The 14,577-nt window shown below is 60.7% G+C and carries 14 protein-coding genes; 11 read left to right on the top strand and 3 right to left on the bottom strand.

Annotated features, from left to right (window positions below):
• Positions 1–72 precede the first annotated feature (72 nt).
• Both ACZRMO_RS02650 and ACZRMO_RS02645 read left to right on the top strand, forming a co-directional pair.
• Positions 73–1,935 carry an NAD(P)/FAD-dependent oxidoreductase gene (locus tag ACZRMO_RS02650; protein WP_463971811.1) on the top strand — a complete coding sequence of 621 codons (1,863 nt, stop codon included), beginning with the start codon at positions 73–75 and terminating at the stop codon, positions 1,933–1,935.
• Positions 1,936–2,204: 269 nt separating this feature from the next.
• Positions 2,205–3,830, top strand: coding sequence for a glucan biosynthesis protein D (locus ACZRMO_RS02645; protein WP_207039854.1), 1,626 nt, complete (start codon positions 2,205–2,207; stop codon positions 3,828–3,830).
• 51 nt (positions 3,831–3,881) lie between these two features.
• Here ACZRMO_RS02645 and ACZRMO_RS02640 read toward each other — a convergent pair whose 3' ends face one another.
• Complete coding sequence (locus ACZRMO_RS02640) at positions 3,882–4,067, bottom strand: hypothetical protein (protein ID WP_017738236.1); 186 nt, start codon at positions 4,065–4,067, stop codon at positions 3,882–3,884.
• A 257-nt stretch (positions 4,068–4,324) separates the two neighbouring features.
• On the opposite strand from ACZRMO_RS02640, the gene ACZRMO_RS02635 reads away from it, so the two are divergent.
• Together ACZRMO_RS02635 and ACZRMO_RS02630 are read left to right on the top strand one after the other, a co-directional pair.
• Positions 4,325–4,921: a TetR/AcrR family transcriptional regulator gene (locus tag ACZRMO_RS02635; RefSeq protein WP_463971810.1), complete on the top strand. Its 597-nt coding sequence runs from the start codon at positions 4,325–4,327 to the stop codon at positions 4,919–4,921.
• A gap of 2 nt (positions 4,922–4,923) precedes the next feature.
• On the top strand, positions 4,924–6,093 hold the full coding sequence (locus ACZRMO_RS02630; protein ID WP_463971809.1) for a DUF418 domain-containing protein: 1,170 nt from the start codon (positions 4,924–4,926) through the stop codon (positions 6,091–6,093).
• Between the two features lie 41 nt (positions 6,094–6,134).
• Here the strand turns inward: ACZRMO_RS02630 and ACZRMO_RS02625 are convergent, their stop codons facing one another.
• Both ACZRMO_RS02625 and ACZRMO_RS02620 read right to left on the bottom strand, forming a co-directional pair.
• Complete coding sequence (locus tag ACZRMO_RS02625; protein ID WP_463971808.1) at positions 6,135–7,241, bottom strand: NADH:flavin oxidoreductase/NADH oxidase; 1,107 nt, start codon at positions 7,239–7,241, stop codon at positions 6,135–6,137.
• Between the two features lie 125 nt (positions 7,242–7,366).
• The gene (locus ACZRMO_RS02620; protein WP_124526080.1) at positions 7,367–9,268 is read right to left on the bottom strand and encodes a potassium transporter Kup; all 1,902 of its coding nucleotides are present in this window, start codon (positions 9,266–9,268) and stop codon (positions 7,367–7,369) included.
• Between the two features lie 387 nt (positions 9,269–9,655).
• Here ACZRMO_RS02620 and ACZRMO_RS02615 point away from each other — a divergent pair, with 387 nt between their 5' ends.
• From ACZRMO_RS02615 to tsaA, 7 genes are all read left to right on the top strand, one after another.
• On the top strand, positions 9,656–9,976 hold the full coding sequence (locus ACZRMO_RS02615; RefSeq protein WP_124526081.1) for a type II toxin-antitoxin system RelB/DinJ family antitoxin: 321 nt from the start codon (positions 9,656–9,658) through the stop codon (positions 9,974–9,976).
• Positions 9,912–10,226 (top strand): type II toxin-antitoxin system YafQ family toxin, encoded by a 315-nt coding sequence (locus ACZRMO_RS02610; RefSeq protein WP_463971807.1) that lies wholly within the window; start codon positions 9,912–9,914, stop codon positions 10,224–10,226. The genes ACZRMO_RS02615 and ACZRMO_RS02610 overlap by 65 nt, the downstream gene beginning before the upstream one ends.
• Before the next feature lie 167 nt (positions 10,227–10,393).
• The gene (rimO, locus tag ACZRMO_RS02605; RefSeq protein ID WP_003231334.1) at positions 10,394–11,734 is read left to right on the top strand and encodes a 30S ribosomal protein S12 methylthiotransferase RimO; all 1,341 of its coding nucleotides are present in this window, start codon (positions 10,394–10,396) and stop codon (positions 11,732–11,734) included.
• Between the two features lie 104 nt (positions 11,735–11,838).
• Positions 11,839–12,309 carry a GNAT family N-acetyltransferase gene (locus tag ACZRMO_RS02600; RefSeq protein ID WP_463971806.1) on the top strand — a complete coding sequence of 157 codons (471 nt, stop codon included), beginning with the start codon at positions 11,839–11,841 and terminating at the stop codon, positions 12,307–12,309.
• 226 nt (positions 12,310–12,535) lie between these two features.
• The gene (locus ACZRMO_RS02595; protein ID WP_124526084.1) at positions 12,536–13,246 is read left to right on the top strand and encodes an rRNA pseudouridine synthase; all 711 of its coding nucleotides are present in this window, start codon (positions 12,536–12,538) and stop codon (positions 13,244–13,246) included.
• A gap of 70 nt (positions 13,247–13,316) precedes the next feature.
• Positions 13,317–13,778: a YehS family protein gene (locus ACZRMO_RS02590; protein WP_463971805.1), complete on the top strand. Its 462-nt coding sequence runs from the start codon at positions 13,317–13,319 to the stop codon at positions 13,776–13,778.
• Positions 13,779–13,781: 3 nt separating this feature from the next.
• The gene (gene tsaA, locus ACZRMO_RS02585) at positions 13,782–14,477 is read left to right on the top strand and encodes a tRNA (N6-threonylcarbamoyladenosine(37)-N6)-methyltransferase TrmO (RefSeq protein ID WP_463971804.1); all 696 of its coding nucleotides are present in this window, start codon (positions 13,782–13,784) and stop codon (positions 14,475–14,477) included.
• The last annotated feature ends 100 nt before the right edge of the window (positions 14,478–14,577 follow it).

Genomic DNA, 14,577 nt, shown 5'->3' with positions numbered 1-14,577 from the left:
AAGCTCCCTCGCCACAACAGCCCGCTCCCACATGGATCTCCCTATAACAATAAATACTCGTAGGTTTCCCCCATGGACATCACCCGCCGCGACTTCCTCAACGGTGTCGCCATCACCCTGGCTGCTGGCATGACGCCGCTGCAAATCCTGCAAGCGGCCCCCGACGGTCGCTACTACCCGCCCGCCCTCACCGGCTTGCGCGGCAGCCATGTCGGCTCGTTCGAAGTGGCGCACCAGATGGGCTGGGAAAAGAAGGTGTTCGACACCGAAAAGCTGCCGATCAACGAGACCTATGACCTGGTGGTGGTCGGCGGCGGCTTGAGCGGTTTGTCGGCGGCGTGGTTCTACCGTGAGAAGCATCCCAAGGCCAAAATCCTGATCCTGGAAAACCACGACGACTTCGGCGGCCACGCCAAACGCAACGAGTTCCAGGCCGGTGGCCGCATGATCATCGGTTATGGCGGCAGCGAGGCGTTCCAGTCGCCCAACCACCTCTATAGCAAAGAGGTAAACGGGCTGTTGAAGAAACTCGGGGTGAATATCAAGCGCTTCGAAACCGCCTTCGACCGCCAGTTCTACCCAGGCATGGGCCTGTCGCGCGGGGTGTTCTTCGACAAGGAAAACTTCGGCGAAGACAAACTGGTGATCGGCGACCCGACGCCGATGGTGGCGGACGATGTGGCGCCGGACCAACTGAATGCGCGCGCCATCAGCGACTTCATCAACGACTTTCCGCTGCCCCAGGCGGATCGTCTGGCCTTGATCGAATTGCACACCGCGCCCAGGGATTACCTGCCGGGCAAGTCCGCCGAAGAAAAGGCCGATTACCTGGCCGCCACCAGTTACCGCGATTTCCTCCTGAAGAATGTAGGTTTGTCGCAAGGTGCGGTGAAGTACTTCCAGAGCCGCACCAATGACTTCATGGCATTGAGCATTGATGCCGTGGCTTCAGCTGACGCCTATAGCGTAGGTTTCCCAGGCTTTGCCGGAATGAACCTGGCGCCGATCAGCGAAGAAGCAGCGGCAGAGATGGAAGAGCCTTACATCTATCACTTCCCCGATGGCAACGCGTCGGTGGCGCGTCTGCTGGTGCGCAGCCTGATCCCCGGCGTGGCGCCGGGGCACACCATGGACGATATCGTGCTGGCGCCGTTTGACTACGCCCGGCTCGACCAGCCGACGTCCGCCGTGCGGCTGCGCCTGAACAGCACGGCAGTCAGCGTGCGCAACGTCGGCGATGGCGTGCATATCGGCTACAGCCGTGGCGGACAACTCGCACAGGTGCGTGGCAAGCGCTGCATCCTGGCCTGCTACAACATGATGATTCCGTACCTGTTGAAAGACCTGCCGGCAACCCAGGCCCATGCCTTGAGCCAGAACGTGAAATACCCGCTGGTGTACACCAAGGTGGTGATCCGCAATTGGCAGGCGTTCCAGAAGCTGGGGGTGCATGAGATCTACGCGGCGACCCAGCCTTACAGCCGGATCAAGCTGGACTACCCGGTAAGCATGGGCGGCTACGACCATCCGCGCGACCCGACGCAGCCGATTGGCTTGCACATGGTCTATGTGCCCACCAGCCCCAACAGCGGCATGAACGCCCGCGACCAGGCCCGCGCCGGGCGCGGCAGGTTGTATGGGCAGACGTTCGAACAACTGGAAGCGCAATTGCGTGACCAGTTGCAACGCATGCTCGGGCCGGGTGGTTTCCAGCATGAAACGGATATCCTGGCGATCACGGTCAACCGCTGGTCACATGGTTATGCGAGCTTCTCCAACAGCTTGTTTGATGATGCCGATGAGAGCGAAGCGTGGATGAATCTGGCGCGCAAGCCGGTGGGGCATGTGAGCATCGCCAACTCGGATGCGGCGTGGAGTGCTTATGCTCATGCGGCGATTGACGAGGCTTACAGGGCAGTCGGTGAAGTGAGCTGAAATACATTCTAAATGTGGGAGCCGGCTCCCACATTGGATCTTCATCGTTCTTGAGTAATGTGTCCGGCTGCGGCCCCCGGAAATGTCTTGTCGCACTTGCAATGCCATCACCCCGCTATCAATCATTTTTCCTACACCATCGAACCGCTTAAGCTATCCGGCGTCTGTTTATTGTCCGTTGCGTTTGGCCGAAGGCATGTCCGAACCGTAATTTCTGATCCAGCACGTGCCAGGAACGGCGCGGGATTTGCTCACGACAGGTTGTCTCTATGCACCGCAGGAATTTGCTCAAAGCGTCCATGGCCATCGCGGCCTACACCGGGTTGTCGGCCAGCGGCCTGCTCGCCGCGCAGGCCTGGGCCGGAAACCGTGCCGCCGACGGCAAGGCTGTGACATTCGATTTTGAAACACTCAAGGCCCAGGCCAAGCAACTCGCCGGCACTGCGTATAAAGACACCAAGCAGGTGCTGCCGCCGACCCTGGCGACCATGAGCCCGCAGAATTTCAACGCCATTGGCTATGACGGCAACCATTCGCTGTGGAAGGACTTGAACGGCCAACTGGACGTGCAGTTCTTCCACGTCGGCATGGGCTTCAAGACGCCGGTGCGCATGCACAGTGTCGATCCCAAGACCCGTGAGGCCCGCGAGGTGCATTTCCGCCCTTCGCTGTTCAACTACGAGAAAACCACGGTCGATACAAAGCAACTGAAAGGCGACCTGGGCTTCTCCGGCTTCAAGCTGTTCAAGGCACCGGAGCTGGATCGGCATGACGTGCTGTCGTTCCTCGGCGCCAGCTACTTCCGTGCGGTGGACAACACCGGCCAATACGGACTTTCCGCACGCGGCCTGGCGATTGATACCTACGCGAAAAAGCGCGAAGAATTCCCGGATTTCACGCAGTTCTGGTTCGAAACCCCGGACAAGGACGCCACGCGTTTTGTGGTCTACGCCTTGCTCGACTCGCCGAGTGCCACCGGCGCCTATCGTTTCGACATCGACTGCCAGGCCACCCAGGTGGTAATGGCCATCGACGCCCATATCAATGCGCGCACCGCCATCGACCAACTGGGCATTGCGCCGATGACCAGCATGTTCAGCTGCGGTACCCATGAACGCCGCATGTGCGACACCATCCACCCGCAGATCCACGATTCGGACCGCCTGGCGATGTGGCGCGGCAACGGCGAGTGGATCTGCCGCCCGCTGAACAACCCGGCCAAGCTGCAGTTCAACGCGTTCGCCGACAAAGACCCGAAAGGGTTCGGCCTGGTGCAGACCGACCATGAATTCGCCAGCTACCAGGACACCGTGGACTGGTACAGCAAGCGCCCAAGCCTGTGGGTCGAACCGACCACGGCGTGGGGCGAAGGCTCCATCGACCTGCTGGAAATTCCTACCACCGGCGAGACCATGGACAACATCGTGGCCTTCTGGACGCCGAAAAAACCGGTCGCTGCCGGCGACTCGCTCAACTACGGCTACAAGCTGTACTGGAGCGCCTTGCCGCCGGTGAGCACGCCGTTGGCACAAGTCGACGCCACCCGCTCAGGCATGGGCGGTTTCACCGAAGGCTGGGCACCGGGCGAGCACTACCCACCTGTGTGGGCCCGTCGTTTTGCCGTGGACTTCAAGGGCGGCGGCCTGGATCGCCTGCCGGCCGGCACCGGGATCGAACCGGTGGTGACCTGCTCCCATGGCGAGGTGAAGGATTTCAGCATCCTGGTGCTCGATAACATCAAGGGCTACCGCATCCTGTTCGACTGGTACCCCACCAGCGACAGCGTGGAGCCGGTAGAGCTGCGCCTGTTTATCCGTACCCAGGACCGCACCTTGAGCGAAACCTGGCTGTACCAGTACTTCCCGCCGGCGCCGGACCAGCGTAAGTACACCTGATGCAAAATGTGGGAGCTGGCTTGCCAGCTCCCACAGGTTTCAACTGTGCATTCAGAACCGCGACACACTCTTCATCGCCCCAATCAGATACCGCATCGCCACCTGATCGTTCTCGGTCAGGGCGCGGTACTGCGCCAGTAATTCGGCCTCATCCGAACTCAATCTTCGACCCCATAAAGACATTCTGCGGGTCAAAAAAAACGCCACTGCACCCACAACACCATAGGACTTGGCCATGGACTACTACTCCTGATTTCAATCAACTGTTCCTGATGCCCATCAACCGCCTCCCGTGAAGCGCAATGCCTCAGCGGACAAACAGACTGACTCCCTGGGCCAGAAATCAGACTTACCCTAAGCGTAGAAACGATCTTGCCAACCGTGCGATTTTTTTAGAGTAATCACTTAAATAATTGGCGTTGAGCAAAAACCTTGCAGAAATTTCTTACCTGGCCTTTAATTGAGTGACCACTCAATTAATGAATGAGACGACGATGCGCACCGCTGATCCGCTGCAACGTGAAAGCAAACGCATGGCATTGCTCGACGCCGCTTCCCGGTGTTTTGCCGAAGCGGGTTTCGTCGCCACCCGCACGGCCGACATCTGCACCGCCGCCGGGATGAGCGCCGGTAACCTGTTCCACTACTTCGCCAGCAAACATGAAGTGTTACTGGCGCTGGTGGCCCGCGAAGGTGAGCAGATCCAACAAGCGATGGCGCCATTGGCCGCTGCCGAAGACCCGATGGCCGCGCTGCTGGCGTTCGTGGACCACACCTGTGAATTGGCGTGTGACCGCCATTACGCGGGCCTGGCATTGGAAATTTCCGCCTTGGGCCACCGTGATGAAGCCGTCGCTTGCCTGATGAAAGCCAACGACCGCTACTTGCGCGAAGGCCTGGAGGCGCTGATCGAGGCTGCCGGCAAGGCCGGGCAATTGCACACCACCTTGACCGTGCCTGAGGCGGCCAATTGGCTGGCCACTCTGATCGACGGCATGTTCGCCCGAGTGGCGGCCGATGCGGACTTCCACCCGAACCAGCAGATTGATGTGCTGCGCGGCCTGGTGACCCACCTGCTGCAAGGCCACTGAACATGACGCCGACACGCCTGGTACACGTAGACGCGCTGCGCGGCTTTGCCCTGCTGGGCATTCTGGTGGTGAACATCTGTGCATTCGCCGACCCCTACTACGCGTCCGCCCTCAGCAACCCCGACTACGCCGGCACCGGCGACCACCTGATGCGCCTGGTGATTTCGCTGCTGTTCGAAACCAAGTTCTACCTGCTGTTTTCGTTTCTGTTCGGCTACAGCTTTACCTTGCAGATGGCCGCCGCCGAACGCGCCGATGCGGCGTTTGCACCACGCATGGTTCGTAGGCAATTGGCCTTGCTGATCGTAGGAGTGGTCCATGGCGCCTTGCTGTATTACGGCGAAATCCTGTCCACCTACGCCTTGCTCGGCCTGGTGCTGCTGGCAGCGCGCAGCCTGGAACCGGCCAAGGCGTGTCGCTGGGGAATCGGCCTTGTCGTCGTTGCCTGCTCGGGGTGGATGTTGCTCGGTGTGCTGCAAATCCTCGAGGGCGATACCAGCGGCGCCGCCAGCAGCGAACCCGCGACCAAACTCGCGGCCTTCAGCGGCAGTGCCCTGGACACGTTGCGCTTTCACAGCGGCCACCTGTGGAACACCGTGCAGGCACTTTGGCTGCTGCAAGGGCCGAGCGCCCTGGCGATGTTCTTCTTCGGCTATGCCGCCGGGCGGCGCCAATGGCTGGTGGCGCCGTACCCCTGGGAACCCCACTTGCGTCGCCTGTTGTGCCTCACCCTTCCCATCGGCCTGCTGGGCGCGCTGATCTATGCGTTGAGCGCCGCCTACGCGCCCGGAGGCGGCCTGGAAACCTTCGCTTTTGGTGTCGGGCAACTCACGGCACCGTTGTTGAGCGCGGCGTATGCCCTGTTGATGCTGGCACTGTTCAGCTCTGCCGTCGGGCCCTCGCTGTGTCAGTGGCTGGCGCCCGTGGGCAAGATGGCCCTGAGTAACTACCTGTTGCAATCGGCCCTGTTGGGGCTGCTGTTCAGCGGCTATGGCGCAGGCTTGATCAACCAGCTGGAGCCCTGGCTGATGTTACCGGTGGTACTTGGGATCTTTGTCTTGCAACTGTGGCTGAGCGCGCGATGGCTGCGCACTCATCCCTATGGGCCGATGGAGTGGCTGCTGCGGGCAGCCACGTTATGGTCGTGGCCAAGCTGGCGGCGCACCCCATAAAAAACCCACCGTCATCGGTGGGTTCTGCCAAGGCGCGCAGGTCAGTCGCGCAGATCGGACTCGTGGATCGGCTGATCCCGATGGGTCGCCCGCTGGTACTGTGCCGGCCAGATCGCCTTGCGCCCGCCCAGGTCATCGTCGGCATGCAACGGCCAGTACGGATCGCGCAGCAGTTCGCGGGCGAGAAAGATGATATCGGCCTGGCACGTGCGCAGGATGTGCTCGGCCTGGGCCGGCTCGGTGATCATGCCAACGGTGCCGGTGGCGATGCCCGCTTCCTTGCGTACCCGTTCGGCGAAACGCGTCTGGTAACCGGGGCCGGTGGGGATCTCGGCGTTGGCGGCGGTGCCACCGGAGGACACGTCGATCAGGTCAACGCCGAGGGCCTTGAGGCGCTGCGCCAGTTCCACGGTTTCGTCGGGGTTCCAACCGTCTTCTACCCAGTCGGTGGCCGATACCCGTACAAACAGCGGCAATTCTTGGGGCCAGACGTCGCGCACCGCTTTTGTCACCTGCAATACCAGGCGGATGCGGTTTTCAAACGACCCGCCGTACATGTCCTGGCGCTGATTACTGATCGGCGAGAGAAATTGATGCAACAGGTAACCATGGGCGGCGTGGATTTCCACCACTTCAAAACCGGCGGTGAGTGCACGCTTGGCAGCGGCGACAAAATCGGCGATCACTTGCTGGATCTGCCCTTCGTCCAACTGTTTGGGCTGGGTGTGCTGGGGGTCGAAGGCAATCGGCGATGGGCCTACCGGCACCCAGCCACCGTCGTCCGGCTTGACGCTGCCGTGCTTACCGATCCATGGCCGGTGGGTGCTGGCCTTGCGACCGGCGTGAGCCAGTTGAATCCCGGCCACCGCGCCTTGGGCCGCGATAAAACGCGTGATGCGTTGCAGCGGTTCGATCTGTGCGTCATTCCACAAGCCCAGGTCCTGGGCAGTGATGCGACCGTCGGCAGTCACAGCGGTGGCTTCGGTAAAGATCAGCCCGGCGCCCCCCACGGCGCGGCTGCCGAGGTGCACCAGGTGCCAGTCATTGGCCAGGCCCTCTTCAGCAGAGTATTGGCACATCGGCGACACCGCGATGCGGTTGAGCAGGGTCAGTTGACGGAGGGTATAGGGTTCGAGCAGCTGGCTCATGGCGCACCTCTTCTGGGTTCTATGGGCACTGTTCAACAGTGCTTAGAGCCTAGTCGACAACGGTGGATTGCACAGGGTTCAGAAGGAAACCGGGAGCCGATTGCCGGCTCCCGTACTGCAACAGCTTACATTTCGACCTGGGTACCCAGCTCGATCACCCGGTTTACCGGGAGCTTGAAGAAGCGCAGGTTGCCGTTGGCGTTCTTCAACATGAAGGCGAACAGGCTTTCGCGCCAGCGCGCCATGCCTTCGATCTTCGACGCGATCACCGTCTCACGGCTGAGGAAGTAGGTGGTGCGCATCGGGCTGAAATCCAGATCCTCCAGATGGCACAGCTTCAGCGCTTCAGGCACATCCGGCTCATCGGTAAAGCCGAAGTGCAGGATCACACGGAAGAAGCCGTCACCAAAGGCGTCCACCTCGAAGCGCCGCTCTACCGGCACCCGTGGGATGTCTTCGTAGACCACCGTCAGCAGCACCACTTGCTCATGCAACACCTGGTTATGCAGCAGGTTGTGCAACAGCGCGTGGGGCACCGCGTCAGGCCGCGCGGTGAGGAACACCGCCGTACCCTGCACGCGATGGGGCGGCTGCACGCGGATGCTGCTGATGAAGATCGGCAGCGGCAGGCCGCCTTCGTCGAGGCGTTCCACCAGCAATTGCTTGCCGCGTTTCCATGTCGTCATCAAAACAAACAACACAATCCCCGCCAGCACCGGGAAGGCGCCGCCCTGGATGATCTTCGGCACGTTGGCGGCGAAGTACAGCCCATCCACCAACAGGCAGCAGACCAGTACCGGCACCGCCAGGATCGGTGGCCACTTCCACAGCAGCAACATCACCGCCGACACCAGGATGGTGGTCATCAACATGGTGCCGGTCACCGCCACGCCGTAGGCCGAGGCCAGCGCGTTGGAGGACTCGAAGCCCAGCACCAGCAGGATCACGCCGACCATCAGCGACCAGTTCACCGCGCCAATGTAAATCTGGCCCTGTTCGGCACTGGAGGTGTGCTGGATGTGCATGCGCGGGATGTAACCCAACTGGATCGCCTGACGGGTCAGGGAGAACGCGCCGGAGATCACCGCCTGGGACGCGATCACCGTGGCCAGGGTGGACAACACCACCAGCGGGATCAGCGCCCAGCTCGGCGCCAGCAAGTAGAACGGGTTGCGCGCGGCTTCCGGGTCGCCCAGCAGCATCGCGCCCTGGCCGAAATAGTTGAGCACCAGTGCCGGCAACACCAGGATGAACCAGGCGCGGGCGATGGGTTTGCGGCCGAAGTGGCCCATGTCGGCGTACAGCGCCTCGGCGCCGGTCAGTGCCAGCACCACCGCGCCGAGAATCGCCACGCCGATGCCCGGGTGCGCCTCGAAGAAACGCACGGCCCACATCGGGTTCATCGCACTGAGTACTTCCGGGTGCAGGGTGATGCCATACACACCAAGGCCGCCCAGCACGAGGAACCAGGTCACCATCACCGGGCCGAACAGCTTGCCGATGTGATCGGTACCGTGTTTCTGGATCAGGAACAGCGCCACGAGTACGACCAGGGCGATGGGCACGACCCATTTTTCCAGGCCATCGAACGCCAGTTCCAGGCCTTCAACGGCCGACAATACGGAAATCGCCGGGGTGATCATGCTGTCGCCATAGAACAGCGCCGCGCCACACAGGCCACACACCACCAGGAAACTGCGCAGTTTCTTGCGCTCCCCCGCCGCCCGCCGCGCCAGCGCAGTCAGGGCCATGATGCCGCCTTCGCCTTGGTTATCGGCGCGCAGCACAAACAGCATGTACTTGATCGACACCACCCAGATCAACGACCAGAAGATCAGCGCCAGAATCCCCAGCACGCCGTCATGGTTGACCTGAACCCCATAACCGCCGTTGAACACCTCTTTAAGGGTGTAGAGCGGGCTGGTCCCGATATCGCCGTAAACCACTCCGACCGCTGCCACCAGCATGCCAATCGGCTTGGTGGTGGAATGCGCGGCGCCTGCCGCCGGACTACTTGCCTGACCCATCAACCACTCCTGCCCTTTGACCTGAGGTCTTTTATAAACAGCGCGTCTCAGCTGACCGTAGCATGCGCTGTTTTACTTCTCGTAACAGACGTTTTATTGACCTTGGCGTTTTACCTGTGGGCAACGGCGCGAAGCATAGCGCAGCGGTTGGGGGATTTCGCGGTTCGCGTGTGCTGGCCTAAAGAGATGAAGGCCATCTGGCCGCTTTTTGCCTGCATTGAACTCTCCTATCGACAAGGCTACTTTTACCTCCCTTTACGGTTTCCGACGCACGGATTGCTGGACCTCGTATTCAACACAAAAAGCGTTTTATCAAGTTCGTCGGGTGACCCCATACTGAAAACGTAGCCACAATGTAGCTACATTTTTTTGTATAGGAGTTTTGACATGTCCGCATTACTGAAAACCACTGACGTGCGTTGCCGCATAGACGAGGATTTGAAAGAGCGTGCCACTGCTGTGCTCAACGCGTGCGGGCTTAGCCTCAGTGAAGCCTTGCGCCTCTTCCTCCACCAGGTCGTGACAACGCAGGGGCTGCCCTTTGAGGTGCGCGTCCCTTCGGAAAAAACCGCTCGTGCCATGGCACAAGCGCGTGAGATTCGTCGCCAGTTCGACTCAATCGACGAAATGCTAGGGGGCGCTGATGGCGAAACCGCAGAAGAAGCAAAAACGCGCCGACCTGCCAAAACAATGCGCACAGACGCCTGAATTCAAAAAGCCCTGGGAACGCTACAAGCGGGCCGGGCACCGAGATATGAATGAAGTACGGACAGTGATGGTGCTGTTGTTCCTGGGCGAGCAGCTCCCCGCCGAATACCGCGACCATCCACTTACCGGCAATTGGGACGGCTTCAGGGAGTGCCATATCGGTGGCGACTTTCTGATGATTTATGAAAACTCGCGGCCTGACCTGATCACCTTTGTGGACTTGGAGAGCCACGCTGAATTGTTCGCGTAGTCATTGGCGAATCCCCTAACACAGCACTCGTCGCATTTCCCCGCATAAAGCTGGTCAAGTGCGTTGCCCATCGATAGAATTGCGCACTTTTTGATCAGAGGCACACCAAGTGCCCGTCCGCTGCCTGCCCTTCACGGCGGCGGCGTCATTCAATACCGAGGTTAGACATGTCCACCACCATCGCAAAAGCCAACCCCAAGGTTGGCTTTGTTTCCCTGGGTTGCCCGAAGGCGCTTGTCGATTCCGAGCGCATCCTTACGCAACTGCGTATGGAAGGCTATGACGTCGTGTCCACTTACCAGGACGCCGATGTGGTGGTGGTCAACACCTGCGGCTTCATCGATTCGGCCAAGGCCGAGTCCCTGGAAGTGATCGGCGAAGCGATCAAGGAAAACGGCAAGGTCATCGTGACCGGCTGCATGGGTGTGGAAGAAGGCAATATCCGCAACGTGCACCCGAGCGTGCTGGCCGTGACCGGCCCGCAGCAGTACGAGCAGGTGGTCAACGCAGTGCACGAAGTGGTACCGCCGCGCCAGGATCACAACCCGCTGATCGACCTGGTGCCGCCGCAAGGTATCAAGCTGACCCCGCGTCACTACGCGTACCTGAAGATTTCCGAAGGCTGCAACCACAGTTGCAGCTTCTGCATCATCCCGTCGATGCGCGGCAAGTTGGTCAGCCGTCCGGTTGGTGATGTGCTGGACGAGGCCCAGCGCCTGGTCAAATCCGGCGTGAAAGAGCTGCTGGTGATCTCCCAGGACACCAGCGCCTATGGCGTCGATGTGAAATACCGCACCGGTTTCTGGAACGGCGCGCCGGTGAAAACCCGCATGACCGAACTCTGCGAAGCCTTGAGCAGCCTGGGTGTGTGGGTGCGCCTGCACTACGTTTACCCATACCCGCACGTCGACGAGCTGATCCCGCTGATGGCCGCCGGCAAGATCCTGCCGTACCTGGACATCCCGTTCCAGCACGCCAGCCCGAAAGTGCTCAAGGCCATGAAACGCCCGGCCTTCGAAGACAAGACCCTGGCGCGCATCAAGAACTGGCGCGAGATCTGCCCGGAGCTGATCATCCGTTCGACCTTCATCGTAGGCTTCCCCGGCGAAACCGAAGAAGACTTCCAGTACCTGCTGGACTGGCTGACCGAAGCGCAGCTGGACCGCGTCGGTTGCTTCCAGTACTCGCCGGTGGAAGGCGCTCCGGCGAACCTGCTGGACCTGGCCGTGGTGCCGGACGACGTCAAGCAAGACCGTTGGGAGCGTTTCATGGCGCACCAGCAAGCCATCAGCTCGGCGCGCCTGCAACTGCGCATCGGCAAGGAAATCGAAGTGTTGATCGACGAAGTCGATGAGCAAGGCGCCGTAGGCCGCTGCTTCTTCGACGCGCCGGAGATCGACGGTAACGTGTTTATCGACGATGCCAGCGGTTTGAAGCCGGGCGACAAGGTGTGGTGCACCGTGACCGACGCCGACGAATACGACCTGTGGGCCGAAAAGCGCGACTAACGCTGTAAAGATTTGAAAAAGCCCTGCCTCTGGACAAGATGCGGGGCTTTTTTACGTCTATCGTTTTGCCCATCGGCGCCAATCATCGGCAAGGGGCAGCGGGCATGCGTCAGCATTCGGTTATCCACACACCTAAAACCAGCGACTACGTGGAGTTGGCGCGAATTTGGGAGGCTTCGGTGCGGGCCACCCATGACTTTTTGCCGGACAGTTACATCGTGTTGCTCAAGGACCTGGTGCTGACCCGTTATCTGGATGCCGTGATGCTGATCTGCACCAAAGACGTACGCCAATGCATCACCGGGTTTGCCGGCGTGGCGGCGGGCAAGGTGGAGATGCTGTTTATCGACCCGCAGCACCGGGGCCAGGGGCTTGGCCGGCAGTTGCTGGGTTATGCCATCGAGCACATGAATGCCGATGAGCTGGACGTCAACGAACAGAACCCGCAGGCGTTGGGTTTCTATTTCAAGCAGGGCTTCGAGGTCATCGGACGGACGGAGCATGATGGTTTGGGCCAGCCTTATCCGTTGCTGCATCTGCGTTTACGCCAGCAGCAACAAGTAAGTAGCGGCTGACTCAACGCCGAACACCTGTGGGAGCGGGCTTGCTCGCGAAGGCGGTGTGTCAGTCGATACATGTTTGACTGACACACCGCCTTCGCGAGCAAGCCCGCTCCCACACAAGCCCAATCCCACATTTAGACCGAGTTGAGCCAAATAAGGCCATCGCCCTGAAATGGGGCCGGGATTAACCGGCGCCAGGCAGGTACAATAGCCGCCCCCTTTTGTTACGGCCCTTGTCATGACTGACCCCATACGCCTCTCCAAACGCCTTATCGAACTGGTCGGTTGCTCCCGTCGGGAGGCTGAGCTGTTTATCGAAGGCGGATGGGTCTCGGTGGACGGTGAAGTGATCGACGAGCCGCAGTTCAAGGTCACCACCCAAAAGGTCGAGCTCGACCCGGACGCCAAGGCCACCGTGCCTGAGCCGGTGACTATCCTGCTGCACGCGCCAGCGGGCATGGACGCGGAAACGGCGATGGCCTCGATCAGCGCCGACACCCTGTCCGAAGAACACCGCTTCAGCAAGCGCCCGCTCAAGGGCCACTTCCTGCGCCTGACCGCCAGCGCCGACCTGCAAGCCAAGGCCAGCGGCCTGCTGGTGTTTACCCAGGACTGGAAGATTCTGCGCAAGTTGACCGCCGATGCCGCCAAGATCGAGCAGGAATACGTGGTGGAAGTCGAAGGCGACATGGTTGCCCACGGCCTCAACCGCCTGAACCACGGCCTGACCTACAAAGGCAAGGAGCTGCCGGCGGTCAAAGCCAGCTGGCAGAACGAAAACCGCCTGCGTTTTGCGATGAAAAACCCGCAGCCGGGCGTGATCGCGCTGTTTTGCGAAGCGGTTGGCCTCAAGGTCATCGCCATCCGTCGCATCCGCATCGGCGGCGTGTCCATCGGCAAGGTGCCGGTCGGTCAGTGGCGCTACCTGTCGGCCAAAGAGAAGTTCTAAGCCGCTGCCCTTTTTCTCGACACCGCCGGATTTGGGCGGTGTCCTCAGTTGAATACCAGGATTACCCACCATGATTCACAACGACGTACTGCGTAGCGTGCGCTACATGCTCGACATCAGTGACAACAAGATGGTCGAGATCATCAAGCTCGGCGGCATGGACGTGACCAAGGACGACCTGCTGACCTACCTCAAGAAAGACGAGGAAGAAGGCTTCGTGTTCTGCCCGGACGACGTCATGGCGCACTTCCTTGATGGCCTGGTGATCTTCAAGCGTGGCAAGGACGAAAGCCGTCCGCCGCAGCCGATCGAAACCCCAGTGACCAACAACATCATCCTCAAGAAGCTGCGCGTGGCCTTCGAACTGAAAGAAGACGACATGCACGCCATCCTCAAGGCCGCCGAGTTCCCGGTGTCCAAGCCTGAGTTGAGCGCGCTGTTTCGCAAGTTCGGCCACACCAACTACCGCACCTGCGGCGACCAGTTGCTGCGCAACTTCCTCAAGGGCCTGACCCTGCGGGTGCGGGTGTAAGCCATGAGCTACAACGTCTCGCCCGTCGGCTTCGTGCGCTCCTGTTTCAAGGAGAAGTTCGCCATCCCGCGCCAACCGCAACTGGCGCCTGCCGCCCGTGGCGTGCTGGAGTTGGTGGCGCCGTTCGACGGCGGCGAGGCGGTGCAAGGGCTGGAACAGGTGAGCCATGTGTGGCTGCTGTTTCTGTTCCACCAGGCCCTGGAAGACAAACCCCGCCTGAAAGTGCGCCCGCCGCGCCTGGGTGGCAACACGTCCATGGGCGTATTTGCCACACGCGCTACCCATCGGCCCAATGGCATCGGCCAGTCGGTGGTGAAGCTGGACAAGGTCGAGCCGGGCAAGCTGTGGATTTCCGGGATTGATCTGCTCGACGGCACGCCGGTGCTGGATATAAAGCCGTATGTGCCGTATGCCGACATCATCGACACGGCGACCAATGACATGGCCAGCGGCGCACCCACGCTGATTCCTGTGCAGTGGCTGAAGACCGCGCTGCACCAGGCACAAAACCACGCCCAGCGGCTGGATGAGCCGTTGGTGGCGTTGATTGAGCAGTGTTTGGCGCAAGATCCGCGGCCGGCGTATCAGACGCCTGGGCCTGAGCGCGAGTACGGTGCGCAGTTCTGGGATGTGGATGTGCGGTGGCACTATCCCGAAGCGGGCGTCATCTGTGTGCTGGAAGTGCTGCCAGCTAGTTGAATACACCGAAAACCAAATGTGGGAGCGGGCTTGCTCGCGAATGCGGTGTATCAGTCAATAACTCTGTCGACTGACACTCCGCTTTCGCGAGCAAGCCCGC

The sequence above is a fragment of the Pseudomonas sp. B611 genome (assembly GCF_055407965.1).
Note: the sequence above shows the minus strand (reverse complement) of the source record. Positions and strands in the feature narration are given on the sequence as shown.